An 18,719-nucleotide genomic window follows, 5' to 3' on the forward strand; every position below is an offset into this window, starting at 1 on the left:
TCTCCTGGCGCTAGGGCCATGGAAACGCCTCCAGGCAGCAGCGAATAAGTGCATGGTGCGCCGTGCCGCAAAACCCGCAATGACAGCCGTCAATGAAAACTGCAGCTGCTGGTCGTAGAGGGTTGTGGCAACTGATGGCTGTACCGCCCCCCGCGGCTTCCCTCGCAAGTGGGAAATGGGTACAATGGTCCTGAACAGGACATATGCTCTCATGGCACAGATTTCTGTCCTTGCCGTTGAAGACGAACCCGATGTGAGGGAGACGCTGCGCATCGGGCTAGAGGAACAGGGCTGGACCGTGGTTGAGGCCTGGGACCGGGAAACCCTGTTCGCGGCCATCAGGGACTACGAAATAGACATTGTCACCCTGGACCTGAAACTGGGCCAGGAGGACGGGCTGGATCTGGCCCGGGAACTGCGCAAGCAACGCAACCTTCCAATCCTGATGATTTCCGGCAGGACCGAACCATTCGACCGGGTTAAGGGCCTTGAAAGCGGCGCCGACGATTACGTGGTCAAACCATTCCTCGTCCGAGAGATCATCCTGAGGATTGAGGCCATCCTGGACCGGTACCGGAAACCATCAGCGGCCGGCAGCCGGGTCACACTGGGCCGCAACTTGCTGGACTTAGAGCTTGGAACCATCCGGCGCCCGAATGGAGAGACAGTTGATCTTACAAGCATGGAACAGCAAGTGCTGGAACTCTTTCTACGCTATCCCGGCCGGGTGCTAAGCCGCGATGACATGTCAAAGGCTTTGTACGGGCGCGATTGGGTGCCATTGGATCGCACCATCGACGGCCATGTGGCCCGGTTACGGCGCAAGATCGAGGCACCCGGAGAAGCGCCATACCTGATACGTTCGATCCGAGGTGTCGGTTATGTGTTCAACGACGAAGGCGTCAGCAGCCCACACACAGTATAATTGTACAGGCCGCATCGCAGTCCCATGACCACCCTGCGGCAACCCTCACGGCCGCTCTCTTTCTTCAACCGGCTAAATAACAACTGCTAACCCGCATGCAACTGTATCGCAGCCCCACGCCCCCCTGGGTCGCTCCGGCTGCGTTCACCCAGAAGGCCAGGAAGCCTGAAGAGCTTTTCGTCGAAGGGTCAACTCGACTACAGGATAAACAGGCTTCGGGGCAGGCGCCTTGCAAAAAAGCGGCCGGATTTCCCTCTAAATAAACTAGGAGTTTAATACCCGCTTGATCCCAGTACCTTACCCTTCATTCTGGCGCTTGTACTGCCTTTGCCGCAGCTGTGCCCGCTGCTGCCAAAGGCTTTTTCACCGCACTTGTAAGAATCTACCGGCCTCGCGCAGAAATATGCACAGCCGTATCTTTTCTTTCTGGCCATACGCGCCATCTAATCTCTTGTCCGCACTGTGCTGCCGCTCTTCGGGACCGTGGCACGCGCAGCCGGACCACTGGACTGACGGGAGAAATCACGCCGCAGTGTGCAATCTGTCCCGCATGACTGCTCCATGAAAACCGCTGCTTTCCGCAAAGCTGTTCTGCTCACCGCAACCGCCTGCCTGCTTTCCTCACCGCTCCAGGCGCAATCCGCCATGCCCTCGTCTAAGTTAGACGCAACCGGGTCCTTTGCGCCGATCATAGAGGAGCTGCTGCCTGCAACCGTCATGATTAATACTTACGGCGGATTTGCTTCAGGAGAGGACGGGCCTTCCGCCTTCCGTTCGGGACGAGCTGGGCTAGCCGAGCCGGATCAGACCAGCACAATGGCAAGCGGCTTCATCATCGGTGCGGACGGGTTGATAGTGACCAATGCCCATGTCGTGAATGGCGCGAACACCATTACCGTCCACCTGCACGACGGCCGTGTTTTCGGCGGCCGCCTGATCGGGCAGGATGAGCACACCGATATTGCGCTGCTGGCAATAGCTGCCGATAAGCCGCTGCCGGCGCTTAGCTGGGGCGACCCCGGCAGCCTAAAACCCGGACACCGGGTGGTGGTGCTGGGCAACCCCTTCGGCCTTGGCCTCTCGGCCACCGAAGGTATCATCGCCGGGCTGGACCGCGATCTGCTGACCAGCCCCTATGACCGGTTTATCCAGATCGACGCCTCGGTGGTCAGCGGCGACTCCGGTGGCCCGCTAATCGATACCGGTGGCCGTGTGGTGGGCGTCAACACCGCTATGATGTCCTGGTGCGAGGGCTGCGCGGGAATGGGATTCGCGGTGCCGGCCGACCTCGCGATGGAGGTCGCCGCCCAGTTGCTGGAAAACGGCCGGGTGCTGCGTGGGTATATCGGCGCCCAGAGCCAGCCGCTTACCCCCGGGCTGGCCGCGCTCACAGATGCGCAGGGGCAGGCAGGCGAGATCATCACCAGGGTTGAGCCCGCCTCTCCGGCCATGGCCGCCGGGCTGCAGCCTGGAGATATCGTTCTGGCGGTGAACGGCACCCCCGTTACCGCCACACAAAAGCTGGTGGAGCTGATTGCCGGACTGCCGGAAGGCGGCGTGGCAGAGCTGTCGCTGTGGCGCAACGGTACGCCGTCACAACAGGCGATCAGGATCGCCCCTGCCCCGGAAGGGATAGCCATGCCGGAACTGCAGAGCGAGGCGGAACTTTCTCTTTTAGGTCTCGAGCTGGCCGCTGTTCCAGCGGATGACGAAACACGGCGCGAACTGGCCATCCCCGCTGATGAGAAAGGCTGGCTGCTGGTCTGGACCGGCGGCGCGGACCGTCCCGGCAGCCTCGCCCCCGGCGATGTGATCACCCATCTGGACGGCATGCCGCTGCCCGATCTGGCGGCTTTCCGCACTGCCGCGGCCCAACTGGCCTCCAGCCGCAAGGAGGCCGTCCTTGCCCGCATCTGGCGCAACGGATCGGCTCTCTTCGTACCGGTCTGGAACACTCCGGAGCGGCGCGCTGCCAAGGCCCGCGCCGTCACGGACGAATAGAAAGCACACTCTTTTCAGCCTTCTCGCCTGCGGGGTTTCAACGCATGGACCGCAGGCCGTGGCGCTTAGCGGAAAGCCGCCGAAGTATCTGTGTAACCGCCTGCAAAACTGCTTGATTTTCACCTGAAACGGCCACAGGTTTTTCTTGTCTCAGAGCTGTGACAGCAACGACGATTGGCGCGCGACGGCACTCTGGGCGCAAGGAAACCCATGGATGGATCATCCCCTTGCTGCAGGCCCAGGCATTCAGGAAAGCCAGGACCCTCCAGAGACCACCGCGAGCCCTTCTGATCTGCAATTGCGAGACAGCTCAAAGGCCCGCATCTCCCCGCCTCATTTTCGAAACCGCCACCCCCGGTCGCCAAAATTTCCGGCCGGGGAAAGGACCAGAGCTTTCCGCAAGGTCTTCTTCCCCCAGGCTGCCGCGGAAGACTGGAACGACTGGCGCTGGCAGATGCGCAACCGCATCCGCAGCCAGGAGGCGCTCAGCCGGATCTTTGATCTGAGCGATGGGGAACAGGAAGCACTGGCCCGGCATCAGGGCGGACTGCCGGTCGGCATCACCCCCTATTACGCCAGCCTGATGGGGCTGGATGATCCGGATGAGCCGCTGCGGCGCACCCATATTCCCGTCGGACAGGAATACCTGCAGCTCCCGGGCGAGGCAGGCGACCCGCTGGGCGAGGACCACGACACCCCGGTGCCGGGACTGGTCCATCGTTACCCGGATCGGGTGCTGTTCCTGGCCACCGGCACCTGCTCGACCTACTGCCGCTATTGCACCCGGTCACGGATGGTGGGTCAGGCGGGCGGTGAATACCAGTTTTCGGTATCCCAGTGGGACCGGGCGCTGGACTACATCGCTGCGCACCCGGAGGTCCGCGATGTGCTGCTGTCCGGCGGCGACCCGCTGACCATCGCGGATGACAAGCTAGATTACCTTCTGGGCCGCCTGCGCGCGATTCCGCATGTGGAGTTCATCCGGCTTGGCACTAAAATGCCGATCGTCTTGCCGATGCGGATAACCCGCGATCTGGTGCGGATGCTGAAAAGGCACCATCCGCTGTGGATGTCCATTCATGTGACCCACCCGGCTGAGCTGACGCCCGAGGCCACTGAGGCCTGCAAGCGGCTGGCGGACGCGGGCATCCCGCTTGGCTCACAGACTGTGCTGCTGAAAGGGATCAACGACAGTGTTGATATCCTCAAACCGATGTACCAGGCGCTGCTGATGCGGCGTGTCAGGCCCTATTACCTCTACCAGTGCGACCCGATCACCGGCTCCGCCCATTTCCGTACGCCGGTTGCAAAAGGGCTGAAGATCATCGAGGGCCTGCGCGGCCATACCACCGGCTATGCGGTCCCGCAGTTCGTCATCGACGCCCCCGGCGGTGGCGGCAAGATCCCGCTGCTGCCGGACTATGTGGCGGGGCGTGACGGCAGCGACCTAATCCTGCGCAACTTCGAGAACACTCTCTACCGTTACTCCGACCCGGGCGGCAGCCTGGGCGCATCAAAGGGACACCGGCCATGCTGATCGGCCTGACATACGACCTGCGCGACGACCACCAGGGCAGCGGCCTCAGCGATGAGGCGATGGCCGAGTTCGACAGCCCGGAAACCATCACCGCCATCGAAACTGCCCTGCGCGCAGCAGGACATCAGACCCAGCGGATCGGCCATGTCCGTATCCTGACACAGCGGCTGGCAGCAGGCGACCGCTGGGATCTGGTCTTCAACATCGCCGAGGGGCTGCGGGGCCGCGCCCGCGAGGCGCAGGTCCCTGCCCTGCTGGAAGCATTCGATATCCCCTATACCTTTTCCGACCCGCTGACCCAGGCGCTGGGGCTGGACAAAGCGATGGCCAAGCGGATCGTGCGCGATGCCGGCATCCCGACAGCGCCCTTTGCGGTGCTGGAAACGCCAGAGGATGACGGCGGGTTGAACCTGCCGTTTCCGGTCTTCCTGAAACCGCTGGCCGAAGGCACCGGCAAGGGCTGCGAACATGCATCCAAAGTGAACACTGCGGATCAGGCCGCTGCCGCTGCCCGCTCTTTGCGTCAGCGCTTCTGCCAGCCGGTTCTAGCCGAAAGCTTCCTGCCCGGGCGCGAATTCACTGCGGGGATCCTCGGCAACGGGTCGGAGGCGCGGGTGATTGCGGTGATGGAAATCCTGCTGCTCGACACCGCAGAGGCGGAAATTTACAGCTTTCAGAACAAGGAGCATTGGCAAACCCGCGTCTGCTACCGCCTCGCCGATGACGCTGAGGCGCGTGCGGCCGGCGCCGCCGCGCTGGCCGCCTACCGTGCGCTCGGCTGCCGCGACGCGGCGCGGACCGACCTGCGCTCCGACGCAGCCGGCATTCCGAATTTTCTGGAGGTGAACACCCTGCCCGGCCTGCACCCCAGCCATTCCGACCTGCCGATCCTGTCGGCTAGGGCAGGCCTTGACTACCAGGGGCTGATCGGCGGCATTCTGGATGCCGCTGTCCGCCGCTGCCGCCTGGCGGACAGCACAAAGGCGCTCTGCGCAGCGCTATGAAACCGCTTTCCATCATCGTTATGCACGGGGCGAGCGGAGACGACCCCGACGAACGCGACACCCGCGATACTGCGGAGGCAATCCGCGCCGCGCTGAGCCGGCGAGGCTTTGACGCCCGGCTCGCGCATGTCTCGGGCCGCCCTTCTACGCTGCCCTGGGCAGTTGGAGACCGCCCTGGGCTGGTTTTCAACATGGTGGAAGCCATCGACCGCGACATGCAGCGCGCGGCCGAGGTGCTGCCGCTGCTGGAAGAAGACGGTATTCCCTATACCGGCTGCTCCTCGGCGGCGCAGCTGGCTGCCCTCAGCAAAACCGCGCAGAAGCGCCTAATGGCCCGGCACGGCCTGCCGACACCGGCCTGGCCGCAGTCCGGCCCTGCCCTCGCGAAGCTTGACCGGGTGATTGTCAAATCCGTTACGGAACATGCCTCGCTGGGGATCGATCCTCAATCAGTTGTGCCCGGCGCTCGCGCAGTTAAGGAGATTGCTCGCCGCGAAGCCCGCTTCGGCGGCAGGTTCTTTGCAGAGGAATACATCCCAGGGCGAGAATTCAACCTGTCGCTGCTGGAATTCGGCGAAGACGTTAAAGTGCTGCCGCCCGCCGAAATCCTGTTTCAGGATTTCACCCCCGATGCCCCCCGCATCGTCGATTACGCCGCCAAATGGGATGAAACCGCACACAGCTACCATCACACACCGCGGCAGTTCACCTTTCCGAACAGCGACAATGCTCTTCTGGGCCTGCTTGCGGATCTCGCCCGGCGCACCTGGGAGGTTTTTGGTCTTTCCGGCTATGCGCGTGTGGATTTCCGCGTTGATGCGGGCGGCCGCCCCTGGATCCTGGAAGTGAACACCAACCCCTGCCTGGCGCCGGATGCAGGTTTCGCCGCTGCCGCTGAACAGACCGGGATGGGCTATGACGCCCTGATCGCGCATCTCGCAGCGCTCCCCCTCGCCGCAGCTGAAAAGGACCCGCGCCATGTTCCGCATCCGCAAGATTGCTGATGCCCACGCCTCCGCCAGCCAGACCGCAATTGGCAAGGCATTGGCGATCTTGCGCGCCCAGTTTCCGGGCAAACGGTCCGCCGATATCGACGCGTTGCCGGAGCATCTGAACAATCCGTTTGCCAAACGGTTCATCCCGTCGCTCTTTGTAGCGGAAAACGGACGCGGCGACGTGCGCGGCACTGCCCTGCTGCTGTTCGACCCGGAGCTCGATTTCGCATTCCTGGACATTCTGGCGGCAACCCCGGTGGAGACCGCAGGCTCCGGCACCGGCGGAGCGCTCTATCAGCGGATCCGGCAGGAGGCAGCCGCGCTGGGGGCTGCGGGGCTCTACTTCGAATGCCTGCCTGATGACCCCGAAAACGTCCAGGACCGATACGCCCTGGCCCAGAACGCGGCCCGGCTCAAATTCTACGAACGCTACGGCGCCCGGCCCATCACCGGCACCGGCTATGAGCTGCCGCTCTCGCCAGAGGACACGGATATGCCGCATCTGGTGTTCGATGGCCTGGGCCAGTTTGACTTGCCGCAAGCCGAACGGCTCAAGGAGATCTTCCGCGCCATCCTGGAACGGAAATACGCGGACCTCTGCCCGCCGGAATACGTCCGGAAGGTCGTGGCCTCTGTCACCTCGGGAGGCTACGGGCTGCGCCCGCCGCGCTATGCCGTCCGCGCGGTCAGCATGCCGCCGCCGTCCGGGCTGCAGATTCCGATGATTATCAACGACCGCCACGACATTCACCATGTCCATACCCGCGGCTATGTTGAAAGCCCGGTACGGGTCGCTACCATCGCCAACGCGCTGGACGCCACCGGTTTGTTCGCCCGCCAGCCGCCGCGGCACTTCCCGGACCGCTGGATCAAGGCGGTGCATGACCCGAAACTGGTCGACTTCCTGCGCAGCGCCTGCGCAGAGGCGCCGGAGAAAGGCGCGGTCTACCCATATGTCTTTCCGGTCCGCAATACGGCCCGCCGTCCGCGCGAACGCACCGTGCTGGCAGGATACTGGTGCATAGACACATTCACCCCGATCAACCGAAATGCCTGGCCTGCCGCCCGTCGCGCTGTCGATTGCACACTCACCGCTGCAGAGGAGGAACTGAACGGCGCTCCAGCCGCCTATGCACTGATCCGCCCGCCCGGCCACCACGCCGAATTCAAGACCTTCGGCGGTTTCTGTTACCTCTCTAACGCCGCTATTGCCGCCAACTTCCTGTCCCAGCACGGGCGGGTCGCGATGCTCGACATTGACTACCACCACGGCAACGGCCAGCAGGATATTTTCTACAGCCGCGCCGACGTGCTGACGGTCTCCGTCCACGGCGACCCCAGCTTTGCCTACCCTTATTTCACCGGCTTTCGCGATGAAACAGGTCAAGGCAGCGGCGCCGGGTACAACCTCAACCTGCCTCTGGCCGAACAGGCAACGCCCGAAGACTTCCACACCGCCATGGAGAAGGCGCTGGCGCGGATCGCAGGGCACGATCCCGGCTATCTAGTTCTCTGCCTCGGCTTCGACACTGGCCGCGGCGACCCGACCGGCACCTGGAAGCTCAGGCCGAAGGATTTCCACTTCGCAGGCGCCAGCATCGGCCGGCATCCGTTCCCCATTCTTGTGGTTCAGGAAGGCGGCTACCTGGTGCGCACTCTCGGCGACAACGCCGCAGCTTTCTTTACCGGACTGGCCGAGGGGATCGTGCAGCGCCAGAAGCCGCAGGTTCTGCCCCTCCCTGCCCCGTCCCCGAAACGCCGCTGGCGCAAGACCCTGCGGGCCGGAGACGCCGCCCGGATCACGCGGCTGGTTGCGGAAACCGGAAAGTTTTCCAAGGAGGAAATCGAAATCGCCGGTGAGCTGGCAGAGGAGCGGCTCAGCGCCGGAGCTGCCTCCGGTTACCACTTCCTGCTTACCGAATGCGGCACCGAGCTACAGGGCTACGCCTGCTTCGGTCCGGTGCCGGGCAGCGATCACAGCTGGGATCTCTACTGGATCGCAGTAGCCCCGTCCCTTCAAGGCAGCGGTCTGGGCAGGCTACTTATGGAACGGGTCGAGGCTGCAATTCGCCAAGTGCAGGGCCGAAAGGTCTATATCGACACATCCAGCAGCCCGCCCTATTCAGCAACCCGCCAGTTCTATGAACGGATGGGTTACGCCCTGCGCGCCGAGTTTCCTGACTTCTACCGCGACGGCGACGGCAAAGCGGTCTACGAGAAAACTCTGGACCGCTGACAGGACGCCGCGCGTGAACCTTCCTCTGTCGGTTCAGCCGCGGTACCGGCCACCACTATAGCGCCCTGGCGTATCGCTTTTTTCCACAATGCCGCCATCGCAATCAGGCGGCAGGTACCGCCGCTGTGCCGCTTCCCTCTGCAGCGTTTCCGCCGGTTCCCAACCATCCTCCATCAGGGTTTCCGGACGCGGCGGTGGCGTATCTTCTTCGCGCAACGCAGTGCGGGAACCGTGTCGCGGGATCAGGCGCAGAAGCTTCTCCGCCAGATCATGTGCCGCCTGTCTGGCGGCTGCCAGTTTGATATGGCCGGCCAAAACCATATGCGTAATCCTCAGATGCGCCACGCCAGGCGGGCGCGGTTTCGATCCGCTTCAATTCTGCCGGTGCGGGCGCGGTCTGGCCCGCCAGGATGCCCCAGCAACATAGTCCCGAAGTTCAGCCGCCTCCTGCTCCGCGGTCAGCAGCCGGTAGCGGGTGACATCGAGTATGCTGATCACCGCAACCGGTTCCCCATCCTCGGTAACCGGAATATGACGCACATGGTGCTTGGACATCAGCCATTCCAGCCGCTGCACGGGTTGGCGAGCATCGCAGGAGATGACTGGATGCGTCATTACGCTCCGCACACGCAGATTGACCGGCAGTTTTTGATGGGCCTCAAGATAGCGGACAATGTCGCTACTGGTCAGAATTCCCGCCACCAACCGCTTGTCGGAGGACACCAGCAGCGCTGAGGTGTCCTTTTGCGCAAGCAGGGCGATGGCCACATCCATGGGTGAGACCGGAGCGATCCATTGGATATCCGTTTCCAGTTCATCAAGCAGTCTGCGAATAGTCATGGTGATACCCCTTTCCGAAACAAGGGTTCAGACGGAACAGGCCGCAAGAACGCCCGCTGCACCTGCAGCTACAACTCCTTGACCGGTTTTTCCAGAACCCCGGCTGCAACCGCATCCGCCATCTCCTCGTCGTCCACGAAGCCATCTGCATCTGCATCGATTTCAGCAAACAATTCGCTGGTCACACCGGGATAGACAGCCTGCAGTTCCTCCAAAGACGCCTTGCCGTCGCCATCGGTATCAATTCCGGCGCTCATTGCATTTGCCGGAACAGCCGCCAAGGCCGCGAGAAGAGCGCCAAAAGCTGCTCTGCTCATGTGTTTCTCCATCAGAGACCCCGCAACCCTCCATGAGTTGCCTATCGCTGAAATGGGAGCGGCGCGCGGTAAAGGCAAGGGAATAAAGAAACTATTTAACGAAGGGGAATCAGCCACTTACCATATTCCTGCAATTCCTTTCCCCTTTCACGTCTCCCTAGATGTCCCCTACGCTCAGTCCAGCGGGATCAAGAGTTCGGGCACCATGCCAGTGCTTAGATCCATTGGATCGCCGATACGCAGGAAATCCGCGCTGCCGAAAGTCTCGCGCTGTGGGAGCGCGGAATTTTTGCGGCAGCAATAGCTGCAAGAGCAAAAGGCTGCTCCGTCGAGGGTTTTTCGATGCGGGCCGCGACGCATCGGTGGCGTTCGAGTGCAACCCCGCCCGTGTTGAATAACCTGACAAGGAGGAAGCCGTGGGAGGCTGGGCGGCGTCTATGGGGAAAGTATGCTGCGGGTGATTGCGAGAGCCGGTTCTGAGCGCCAGCCAGGCAGGAAGCGCCGGTTGAGAAAGGTTGTCCAGCGGGCTGTGATCATGCGTTCCGGATGCCGGCGGAGCCGTTGACCGGGTGATTGCGGGCCAGCCACAGGACCGGGCGCACCGGGGGCGTTCCGGAGCACGAGTTGGAACCGGGGCAGTCTTCGCGGCGTGGACGGGCGTTTCGTCATGCGGCCTGCTCCCTGGGTGGCGCGCGGCTCATCGGTTTTTGCCCGCGCCGGAAGATTTCGACGATGCGCATCGGGCCGCCGCAGCAAGGGCACGGCTTGCGCAGAGTGAGCGGTACGGCTTCAGCAGTCTCCTGCGTTTCCTGTTCCGCCGGGGTCTTCACAAGCAAGCCGCGGATGCGGGCGATAGTGGCCTTGCGGGTGGCGCCGGCCAGCAGGCCATAGTGGCGAATGCGGTGAAAGCCGTCCGTTGCCCGGCAGGGTATGCCTGCATGCCCGAGAGGGTGCAGGACGTGCAGCAGGAACCGGCGGATGAATTCGCCGGTCTTGAGCCGCATCACCTTCATCCGGTCGCCGCGCTTGATCCGATAATCCTTCCGTCGGAACGCCACAGTATCGGCATCAGCGCTGACAAGGCGATGGTTCGAGATCGCCACGCGGTGGGTGTACCGGCTGAGATAGGCGAGGACAGCCTCAGGCCCGCCGCAGGGCGGTTTGGCGTCGTGTCGAAGGCGCGCCTCCGGCACGATGACGACCCATTCGGTCTTGCGGAGCGGGGCGAGGCAGGCGGCGAAAGCTGCGGGGTCGGCCAGTCCTTCCAGATCACCGAAGAACTGAAGCTGCCCTGCCTTGTGCAGCGCCGACAGCCCTTCCAGGAACAGGCGCCGGAACAGCCGGGCCAGGACGCGCACGGGCAGAAGGAAACCAGGGCGGCAGGCGATCCAGCGTGTAGTGTCAGGTGACAGGCCGCCGTCCCATTGCCCGGCAGGCGACTGCGCAGCAATCTGCCGAGAGGGGGCACGATCATGTGGACATGCGGGTGGTGGGTCAGCGCCGAACCCCAGGTATGGAGCACAGAGGTCATGCCCACACGGGCGCCAAGATACCGGGGATCGGCGGCGATGGTCGTCACGGTCCCGGCTGACGCTCGGAACAGCAGGCGGTAGACCGTCTTCTTGTTCCAGTAGGCGATCCGTGCGATCTCCGCCGGCAGGGTGAAAACCACGTGGAAATACTCCACCGGCAGCAGGTCATCGGCCCGTGCTGCCATCCAGTCGCGCGCGGCCGGCCCCTGGCACTTCGGGCAGTGCCCCCTCCTGGCAGATTTGGCGCCGCCAAATCGCCTGCCGGTCAATGGTATCTTGCAGGAATTGTACGCGACGTGCCGGTGGCCGCATTTGGCGCAGGCTGCCACATGCCCGCCGAGCGCCTCGGTCCGGCAGGCTTCGATCGCCCCCTCTCGGGATCTTGCTTTGCAAGACCCTGCCGGGCAGTGGACATCACCCTGAGCTGGGTGAGGCTGACATGCCCGGCATTGCCCCGCCGCCATTCGGGACCATGGGCGCGAAAGACGTCAGCGATTTCAAGCCGCGGGCGGGGCACCGCCCCGGTCCGCTACTCCCGGCTTCGATCCTGCAGCTTGGCCAGCGTCTCGTAGGGGCTCGCCGTGTCACGGATCAGCTTCGTGGCGGCATGTGTGTAGCGTTCCGTGGTCTCGAGTTTGGCATGCCCGAGCAGCACCTGAATCACCCGCACGTCCGTCCCGGCCTCCAGAAGGTGCGTCGCAAAGCTGTGCCGCAGCGTGTGCAGCGTGCTGCCCGGCTTCTTGATCCCCGCGATGAGCTTTGCCGAGCTGAAGGCGCGATGGAGCTGGCGCGACGAGAGGGGGTTGATCTTGGGCTTGCCCGGAAACAACCAGCCCTCGGGCCGCGCCTCGCGCCAGTACTCGCGCAGCAGGTTCAGCAATCCCGGCGACAGCATGACCTTCCGATCCTTCTGCCCCTTGCCCTGTTCGACATGGATCAGCATCCGGTCGCTGGCGTGTCGGAGACGCGCCTCTGGCACGATATCGCTGACCTTGAGATTGCAGACTTCCGACGCCCTGAGCCCGGCCCCATAGGAAATGCTCAGCGCCGCCCGGTGCTTCAGCCCCGGTCCTGGCGCGACCCGCAGCAGTGCCGCTGCTTCCTCGGCGCTGAACACCACGGGGAGCTTGCGCGGCTGGGTGCGGAACTGCATATGCCGCGTTTGGCGGGAAAATGATCCCCCGGATCATTTTCATTTCCGCCTGCACTCTCGCCCGCCCGCAGGTCGTCTCGAAGAAGAACCTCAGTGCGATGACGCGGCCGTCCCAGAAACCCTGCGAAGTCCTTGATTGCCCGGATGTGCGACTTCTGAGATTTGTCACCCCGCCCCTTGATCCGCATGTCCTCGATCATCCGCGCGCGCAGCGGCGTTGTTCTCTCCTCCGCCATGGGAACCTCCTGTCTTTCGATTGAGAGGTCCCAATCGAAAGACAGCCGCGCCCATTCCCAAATGCACAGGTGTCAGATCAATGCAAAACGCCTGCCACAGGCACCAGTGCCGCGCGAGCGGCTTCGTCCCTGTCCGGCACAGCTGTCATTCGCCCATGCCCAGTCGATGCACCTGCGGCGAACGTCAGCTTTTGCGCTTGGAATCGCAGCATGAAGCATCACCTAAACGCTTCAGAAGGCTGAGTTTGCAAAATCCGCTTTCTGCGCTTCGCGGCCCCTGGTGCTAACCGCAGCATCAAAGGACGCCACATTGCCTCACCGAGCGTCCGCTTGCGGGAAGGCGGCCCTGGAATTTCGCGCATGCAGCGGAGTGCGCGCTGCACCTGGTACGAATGTCGCAAAAGGGCTGGCTTGAGCCGATCACAGCTGGCCTGGGGCAGGCTTGTGCTGGTTTCTCGGTGCTGTGCCGCCGCATGGCGGCAGTGAGCCCATACTACTGAATGCTGCACGAGGCATGAACGGGTAAGAAGCGTGCAAAGCCTCCATGGGCCGAATTAGTGTCAGCCCTTTCCTTACATTGATTGTCCTCTAAGTTGCTGCACCGTGGCCTCTCCAAGACGGCCGTTTAGCTAACGCGCATCATCTAAGATGGATCTCCCGGCGCAACAGTACGCACGCCTCATCCGTAGGAGTGACAGAGTGACTCCAATCATTGTAATGAGAGCCGGTCCACAGGATCAGGAAGCGTTCTCTTTCCTTTGCTGGGCATCCATCCGCAGTGCGGCAAGAAGATCATGAAAGCGGTCGCCTTGAATAAGCACATGGTCACGCATTGCCTTTTCAGCGGCTTGGTCGTCGCCGCTGCGAACGGCCGAAACTACCGCATCATGCTCATGAAATGATCTCTTCACCCGGTTGCGGACTTGCAGCTGGATGCGGCGGTACGGTTGCAGCATTGAATGCAAGCGCATTGCTTCCTGCTCTATGAAGGCATTGTGCGTAGCCCGGTAGATGCAGGCGTGGAAGGCTGAGTTTTCCGCATAGTAGTCGTCAAACCGCTCTTCTTCAGCCAGTTGACGGCAAGACTCGTGCCGTGCCTCCAGCTCTGCCAGCTCTTCATCCGTGATGCGCCGCGCGGCCAATCGGGCACAGGTGGCCTCCAGCTCAGCCATCGCTTCGAACCGCTCGGCAAGCTCTTCCACGCTCCACTCAGTTACAAAAGTGCCCTGCTTGGAATGGATCCGGACCAGACCTGACGCTTCAAGCTGCTGGAGCGCATCGCGGATCGGGGTGCGGGAACATTCGAACTCCTGAGCCAGTGCTTCCGGATCAATCCGCATGCCTGGTGCGAATCGGCCATTAACAATGGCGTTTTCGAGCGCTTCACGGATGCGGACTGTGTTTGATTTTCGAGCCATGCGCGGCGATCCCCTGAAATCCTGCAAGGAATATAGAAGCTTGAGCGTGATTAATCCACATGATGTTCTGTTATATACAACAAATCGGTATTGATGTATAAGAAAGTGAAATCTAGGGAGGAGAGGCGATGACCGGGCCGAACATCACGTTGCTAAGCGACCTTTTGCAGAGCATCGGAGACCGCATGCGTTCGAAGACCGCTGCGCAATCGTCATCGCAACCTGCCGCACAGCGGCTTGCCAGCGACTGCGCCGAACTCATGCGGAAAGGCGGCGAAGCTTCCCGGATCGCCGTGGCAGAACAGGCGCTTGCCGCCTATCGCGAGCTGGATGATGAAGGCAGGGCGCGTTTCTTCCGGATGCTCCTGGAAGACTACAGTGCAGACCCTGCTGCTGTCCGGTCTGCTTTTGCGGAATGGGAAACTGGCCAGTCTGAAGAGGCTCTGGAAGGCCTGTTCAAGGCTGTGGAGCCTAAACGGCAAAGCCTGTTGCGCATGCTCAACCACCCTCCCGGCGGCACTCTGCAACTGGTGCGGATGCGCCAAGACCTGCTGCGGCTGATGCGCGGCGCGCCGGAACTGGCACCGCTGGACAGCGACTTCAGCCACCTGCTGTCTTCCTGGTTCAACCGCGGCTTTCTGGTGATGCGGCGGATTGACTGGAATTCGCCCGCGGCAATCCTCGAAAAAATCGTTGCCTATGAGGCAGTGCATGAAATCAGGGATTGGAACGACCTGCGGCGGCGGCTCGAGCCGTCCGACCGCCGGTGCTACGGTTTTTTCCACCCGGCGACCGGCGACGAGCCGCTGATCTTTGTCGAGGTTGCTTTGTGCCAGGGCATCCCCGGCGCGATCGGGCCGCTGTTGGCCGGGGGCAGCGATGCTGCGGGCGAAGCCGCCAATACCGCGGTGTTCTATTCCATCAGCAATTGCCAGCCCGGCCTCAAGGGCGTGTCGTTCGGCAACTTCCTGATCAAGCAGGTGGTGCGCAGCCTCTCGCAGGAATTACCGCAGATCCACACTTTCGTCACTCTTTCCCCGGCCCCGGGTTTTGCACGCTGGCTGGCCGGCCAGGAAGATGCCGGGGCACAGGAACTGGCGGTACAGCTGGCGGCGGAAAGCTGGCAGCAGGATGCAGACCTGCGTGAGAGGCTGGCACCTAAGGTTCAGGATTGGGCGGCGCAGTATTTCGTTCACGGCAAAACAGACGCGGGCCTGCCCGTGGATCCGGTGGCGCGGTTTCATCTGGGCAACGGCGCTTCTGCGCACCGTATCAACTGGCCGGCGGATCTTGCCGAAGGGGCGCTGCAGCGCGCTCATGGCCTGATGATCAACTACCTCTACGAGCTGGATCAGATCGAAGCCCGCCACGAGGCCCTCGCCGGCGAGGGCACTGTGGCCTGCGGTCCCGCAGTCCGGCGCGCCCTGCGGAGCGGCAAGGGCTCAGGCGCCTGAATCGTCCGGATAACCGAAACCAATTGTGAAGCGAGACAGAAAATGACCTGCACCATCCCTGAATTGTTCGACGCCAGCTGCCGCAAGGATGGCGCCAAGGTAATGTTCGAACGGCCGGGCCAGCCGCACATCACCTATGCCGAGGCCCATGATCTGGTGCTGCGGTTTGCTACCGCGCTTGAGGAGCTGGGTGTGCGTTCCGGAGACCGGGTTGCGGTGCAGGTGGACAAGAGCCCGGAGGCAGTGCTGCTGTATCTTGCCTGCCTGCGCACCGGCAGCTTGTTCCTGCCGCTTAACACCGCCTATACCGGCGCCGAGATTGACTATTTTCTGCGTGATGCGGAACCGCGCCTGTTCGTCTGCGCACCCGAAGTGATGCCGCAGCACGCGGCCCGCGCCTCTACCGCGTTGACGGTGGAAAGCCTGGGCGCTGCCGGCGACGGCACGCTGATGCAGCGCGCCGTCCAGGTTGTGCCGCAGTCCGCGCCGGTCAAACGCGACGCGGACGATCCTGCTGCCATTCTCTACACTTCCGGGACCACCGGGCGTTCCAAGGGGGCAGTTTTGACCCATGGCAATCTGGTTTCCAACACCGTTGCTCTCAACCATGCCTGGCATTTCACCGGCGCCGACCGGCTGATCCACGCGCTGCCGATCTTCCATACCCACGGACTGTTCGTGGCCTGCAACATGGCGCTGGCCGCCGGGGCGACGATGATCTTCCTGACCCGCTTCGACGTCGACCAGATCATTGATGAAATGGCCGATGCCACGGTGCTGATGGGGGTTCCGACCTTCTATACCCGCCTGCTGAAGTCGCCCCGTCTGGACCCGCTTGCGGCTGCAGCAATGCGGGTCTTCGTGTCGGGCTCTGCGCCGCTGCCGCAGGATGTGCATACACAATTCGCCGAGCGCACCGGACATGTGATCCTGGAGCGATACGGCATGACGGAAACCTGCATGATCGCGTCCAACCCCTATGATGGCGAGCGCCGCACCGGCGCGGTCGGCTTTGCCCTGTCTGATGTTGAGATCCGGATCACCGGCCGCGAAACCGGCGCTGTCCTGCCGCGGGGTGAAACCGGCGCAATCGAGGTCCGCGGCCCGAATGTGTTCCAGGGCTACTGGCGCATGCCGGAAAAAACAGCAGCGGAGTTCCGCGAAGACGGCTTCTTCATCACTGGCGATCTGGGCCGCATCGACGCTGACGGCTATCTGCACATCATCGGCCGCGACAAGGACCTGGTGATCAGCGGCGGCTATAACGTCTATCCCAAGGAAGTCGAATCCGCCCTCGACGCGCTGCCCGGCGTGGCAGAGTCCGCCGTGTTCGGGGTGCCGCATCCTGATTTCGGCGAAGCAGTGGCGGCCATCGTCGTGCCGGAACCCGGCGCGTCGCTCGACACCGCCGCCCTGCTCAAGGCCCTCTCCGGCGAACTGGCCCGCTACAAGCAGCCGAAATCGGTCCTGCTGGCCGATGCGCTGCCGCGCAACGTCATGGGCAAGGTGCAAAAGGCAGAGCTACGCCGCCAGTTCGCCAATCTTCACACCCCCGCCGCCAGCTGAACCACTGGCCGGCGGCCAACATCAGACCAACATTACGCATGGGGAGGAGCCCAGATGACAGTAAAACCAGAAACCACCGATGAATTCATCAGCATGACAGCCACCGAGGCGGTTTTCGTGCTGAAGAAGGGGGAGGCGACGCCGCTCGATTTCGTGGAGGCAGCAATCGCCCGGATCGAAGAGGTTGAACCGGCGGTCAACGCCCTGCCGATCCGCTTCTTTGACGAGGCGCGCGAGGCCGCTAAAGCCTTTCCTTCGCAGCCGCACCCCGGCGCCGACCGGCCCGGATGGCTGGCGGGACTGCCGGTCGCGGTCAAGGATTACAATGATGTCGCCGGGCAGGTGACGACCTACGGCTCGCCGATCTTTGCCGAAAACAAGGCAGAGGCATCCGACTTTACGGTGCAGACGCTGGAAGAAAGCGGCGGCATTCCCATGGCGAAGTCCAACGTTCCCGAAATCGCCGGGGCCAACACTTTCAATCCCGTTTTCGGCGCCACCCGCAACCCTTGGGATCTGCGGATGACCGTGGGCGGTTCCTCCGGCGGTTCGGCCGCAGCGCTGGCAGCGGGCGAAGCCTGGCTGGCCACCGGCAACGACCTTGGCGGCAGCCTGCGCATTCCGGCCAGCTACTGCGGCATCGTGGGCATGCGCCCCAGCGTCGGCCGCGTGCCGCGCGGGGCGGGCCTTCTGCCCTTCGATCCGCTCTGGGTCGAGGGTCCGATGGCCCGCAATGTGGCTGATGCGGCGCTGATGCTGGACTCTCTGGCTCATTCGCATCCCAAGGACCCGCTGTCCTTCCCGGCGCCCGCAACCCCCTTTGTCGAAGCGGTGCGCGCACCAAGGGCGCCCCGACGTGTGGCCTTCACGCCGGATCTGAACCTGTCTCTTGTCGATCCGGAAGTGGCCGACATCTGCCGCAGCGGCACCCAGGCTTTTGCCCAGGCCGGTTCTGCGGTCGAAGAGGCCTGCCCGGATTTCTCGGGCGGATTGGAGGCCTTCCAGACCCTGCGCGCGGTGCTGGTCGCCAGCCTGCGCGGCGACCTGCTGGAAACCGACCGCGACCGGGTCGCCCCGGAAATCATTTGGAACATTGAAAAGGGCCAGAACATCACCGCGGACGAGGTGCTGCGCGCGGAGCGGACCCGTGCCGCCATTTTCCACAATGTCGCAGCCTTCTTCGAAACATACGACGTGCTGGCCTGCCCGACGGTGGCAGTGCCGCCCTATCCCGTTGAACAGCGTTTCCCGACCCATATCGGCGGCCAGGAGCTGACCAGCTACATCGACTGGATGTTCCTGACCTTTGTTATCACGCTGACCGGCTGCCCGGCAGTCTCGATCCCCTGCGGCACCACCCGCAGCGGGCTGCCGGTGGGCCTGCAGTTGATCGGCAAGCCAAAGGGCGATTTTGATCTGCTGTCCGCCGCCCAGGTTCTGGAGACCGCGCTGGGGCTCGCCGCCCGGATGCCGATCCGTCCGCAGAAGTGATAATCAAGGAGGAA

Annotated in this window: 13 protein-coding genes and 2 pseudogenes; 9 read left to right on the forward strand and 6 right to left on the reverse strand. The window is 63.0% G+C overall.

Annotation, left to right across the window (positions count from 1 at the left end):
• Positions 1-211: 211 nt before the first annotated feature.
• The 6 genes from OKQ63_RS14360 to OKQ63_RS14385 all read left to right on the forward strand — a co-directional run bounded on the left by OKQ63_RS14360 (position 212) and on the right by OKQ63_RS14385 (position 8,698).
• Positions 212-925: a response regulator transcription factor gene (locus OKQ63_RS14360; RefSeq protein ID WP_264210741.1), complete on the forward strand. Its 714-nt coding sequence runs from the start codon at positions 212-214 to the stop codon at positions 923-925.
• 816 nt (positions 926-1,741) lie between these two features.
• Positions 1,742-2,926, forward strand: coding sequence for a trypsin-like peptidase domain-containing protein (locus tag OKQ63_RS14365; protein WP_264210742.1), 1,185 nt, complete (start codon positions 1,742-1,744; stop codon positions 2,924-2,926).
• A gap of 454 nt (positions 2,927-3,380) precedes the next feature.
• Positions 3,381-4,463 carry a KamA family radical SAM protein gene (locus OKQ63_RS14370; protein ID WP_264210743.1) on the forward strand — a complete coding sequence of 361 codons (1,083 nt, stop codon included), beginning with the start codon at positions 3,381-3,383 and terminating at the stop codon, positions 4,461-4,463.
• Positions 4,457-5,467: a D-alanine--D-alanine ligase family protein gene (locus OKQ63_RS14375; protein ID WP_264210744.1), complete on the forward strand. Its 1,011-nt coding sequence runs from the start codon at positions 4,457-4,459 to the stop codon at positions 5,465-5,467. The genes OKQ63_RS14370 and OKQ63_RS14375 overlap by 7 nt, the downstream gene beginning before the upstream one ends.
• Positions 5,464-6,471, forward strand: coding sequence for a D-alanine--D-alanine ligase family protein (locus OKQ63_RS14380; RefSeq protein ID WP_264210745.1), 1,008 nt, complete (start codon positions 5,464-5,466; stop codon positions 6,469-6,471). The genes OKQ63_RS14375 and OKQ63_RS14380 overlap by 4 nt, the downstream gene beginning before the upstream one ends.
• The gene (locus OKQ63_RS14385; RefSeq protein WP_264210746.1) at positions 6,446-8,698 is read left to right on the forward strand and encodes a GNAT family N-acetyltransferase; all 2,253 of its coding nucleotides are present in this window, start codon (positions 6,446-6,448) and stop codon (positions 8,696-8,698) included. The genes OKQ63_RS14380 and OKQ63_RS14385 overlap by 26 nt, the downstream gene beginning before the upstream one ends.
• Before the next feature lie 33 nt (positions 8,699-8,731).
• Here the strand turns inward: OKQ63_RS14385 and OKQ63_RS14390 are convergent, their stop codons facing one another.
• The 6 genes and pseudogenes from OKQ63_RS14390 to OKQ63_RS14415 all read right to left on the reverse strand — a co-directional run bounded on the left by OKQ63_RS14390 (position 8,732) and on the right by OKQ63_RS14415 (position 14,194).
• The gene (locus OKQ63_RS14390) at positions 8,732-9,019 is read right to left on the reverse strand and encodes a hypothetical protein (RefSeq protein WP_264210747.1); all 288 of its coding nucleotides are present in this window, start codon (positions 9,017-9,019) and stop codon (positions 8,732-8,734) included.
• A 51-nt stretch (positions 9,020-9,070) separates the two neighbouring features.
• Positions 9,071-9,538 (reverse strand): CBS domain-containing protein, encoded by a 468-nt coding sequence (locus OKQ63_RS14395; RefSeq protein ID WP_264210748.1) that lies wholly within the window; start codon positions 9,536-9,538, stop codon positions 9,071-9,073.
• A gap of 68 nt (positions 9,539-9,606) precedes the next feature.
• Positions 9,607-9,972 (reverse strand): EF-hand domain-containing protein, encoded by a 366-nt coding sequence (locus OKQ63_RS14400; protein ID WP_264210749.1) that lies wholly within the window; start codon positions 9,970-9,972, stop codon positions 9,607-9,609.
• A gap of 548 nt (positions 9,973-10,520) precedes the next feature.
• Positions 10,521-11,904: pseudogene (locus tag OKQ63_RS14405) on the reverse strand (IS91 family transposase).
• A gap of 12 nt (positions 11,905-11,916) precedes the next feature.
• Positions 11,917-12,776: pseudogene (locus OKQ63_RS14410) on the reverse strand (tyrosine-type recombinase/integrase).
• Positions 12,777-13,513: 737 nt separating this feature from the next.
• The gene (locus tag OKQ63_RS14415) at positions 13,514-14,194 is read right to left on the reverse strand and encodes a GntR family transcriptional regulator (RefSeq protein WP_264210750.1); all 681 of its coding nucleotides are present in this window, start codon (positions 14,192-14,194) and stop codon (positions 13,514-13,516) included.
• Positions 14,195-14,379: 185 nt separating this feature from the next.
• Between OKQ63_RS14415 and OKQ63_RS14420 the strand changes: the two genes are divergently transcribed.
• From OKQ63_RS14420 to OKQ63_RS14430, 3 genes are read left to right on the forward strand one after another with little or no spacing between them, the layout of a single operon-like run.
• Complete coding sequence (locus OKQ63_RS14420) at positions 14,380-15,648, forward strand: malonyl-CoA decarboxylase (RefSeq protein WP_264210751.1); 1,269 nt, start codon at positions 14,380-14,382, stop codon at positions 15,646-15,648.
• 42 nt (positions 15,649-15,690) lie between these two features.
• Entirely contained in the window at positions 15,691-17,214 is a 1,524-nt protein-coding gene (locus OKQ63_RS14425; protein ID WP_264210752.1) for a malonate--CoA ligase, read from the forward strand.
• A 54-nt stretch (positions 17,215-17,268) separates the two neighbouring features.
• Positions 17,269-18,705 carry an amidase gene (locus OKQ63_RS14430; RefSeq protein WP_264210753.1) on the forward strand — a complete coding sequence of 479 codons (1,437 nt, stop codon included), beginning with the start codon at positions 17,269-17,271 and terminating at the stop codon, positions 18,703-18,705.
• Positions 18,706-18,719: the final 14 nt, after the last annotated feature.

It is taken from the genome of Leisingera thetidis (genome assembly GCF_025857195.1).
In the GTDB taxonomy this organism is placed as follows: Bacteria; Pseudomonadota; Alphaproteobacteria; order Rhodobacterales; family Rhodobacteraceae; genus Leisingera; species Leisingera thetidis.

Coding starts and splice junctions, on each gene's coding strand:
- OKQ63_RS14360 (WP_264210741.1), top strand. CDS start 212: ATGGCACAGATTTCTGTCCTTGCCGTTGAAGACGAACCCGATGTGAGG.
- OKQ63_RS14365 (WP_264210742.1), top strand. CDS start 1,742: ATGGCAAGCGGCTTCATCATCGGTGCGGACGGGTTGATAGTGACCAAT.
- OKQ63_RS14370 (WP_264210743.1), top strand. CDS start 3,381: ATGCGCAACCGCATCCGCAGCCAGGAGGCGCTCAGCCGGATCTTTGAT.
- OKQ63_RS14375 (WP_264210744.1), top strand. CDS start 4,457: ATGCTGATCGGCCTGACATACGACCTGCGCGACGACCACCAGGGCAGC.
- OKQ63_RS14380 (WP_264210745.1), top strand. CDS start 5,464: ATGAAACCGCTTTCCATCATCGTTATGCACGGGGCGAGCGGAGACGAC.
- OKQ63_RS14385 (WP_264210746.1), top strand. CDS start 6,446: ATGTTCCGCATCCGCAAGATTGCTGATGCCCACGCCTCCGCCAGCCAG.
- OKQ63_RS14390 (WP_264210747.1), bottom strand. CDS start 9,019: ATGGTTTTGGCCGGCCATATCAAACTGGCAGCCGCCAGACAGGCGGCA.
- OKQ63_RS14395 (WP_264210748.1), bottom strand. CDS start 9,538: ATGACTATTCGCAGACTGCTTGATGAACTGGAAACGGATATCCAATGG.
- OKQ63_RS14415 (WP_264210750.1), bottom strand. CDS start 14,194: ATGGCTCGAAAATCAAACACAGTCCGCATCCGTGAAGCGCTCGAAAAC.
- OKQ63_RS14420 (WP_264210751.1), top strand. CDS start 14,380: ATGCGTTCGAAGACCGCTGCGCAATCGTCATCGCAACCTGCCGCACAG.
- OKQ63_RS14425 (WP_264210752.1), top strand. CDS start 15,691: ATGACCTGCACCATCCCTGAATTGTTCGACGCCAGCTGCCGCAAGGAT.
- OKQ63_RS14430 (WP_264210753.1), top strand. CDS start 17,269: ATGACAGTAAAACCAGAAACCACCGATGAATTCATCAGCATGACAGCC.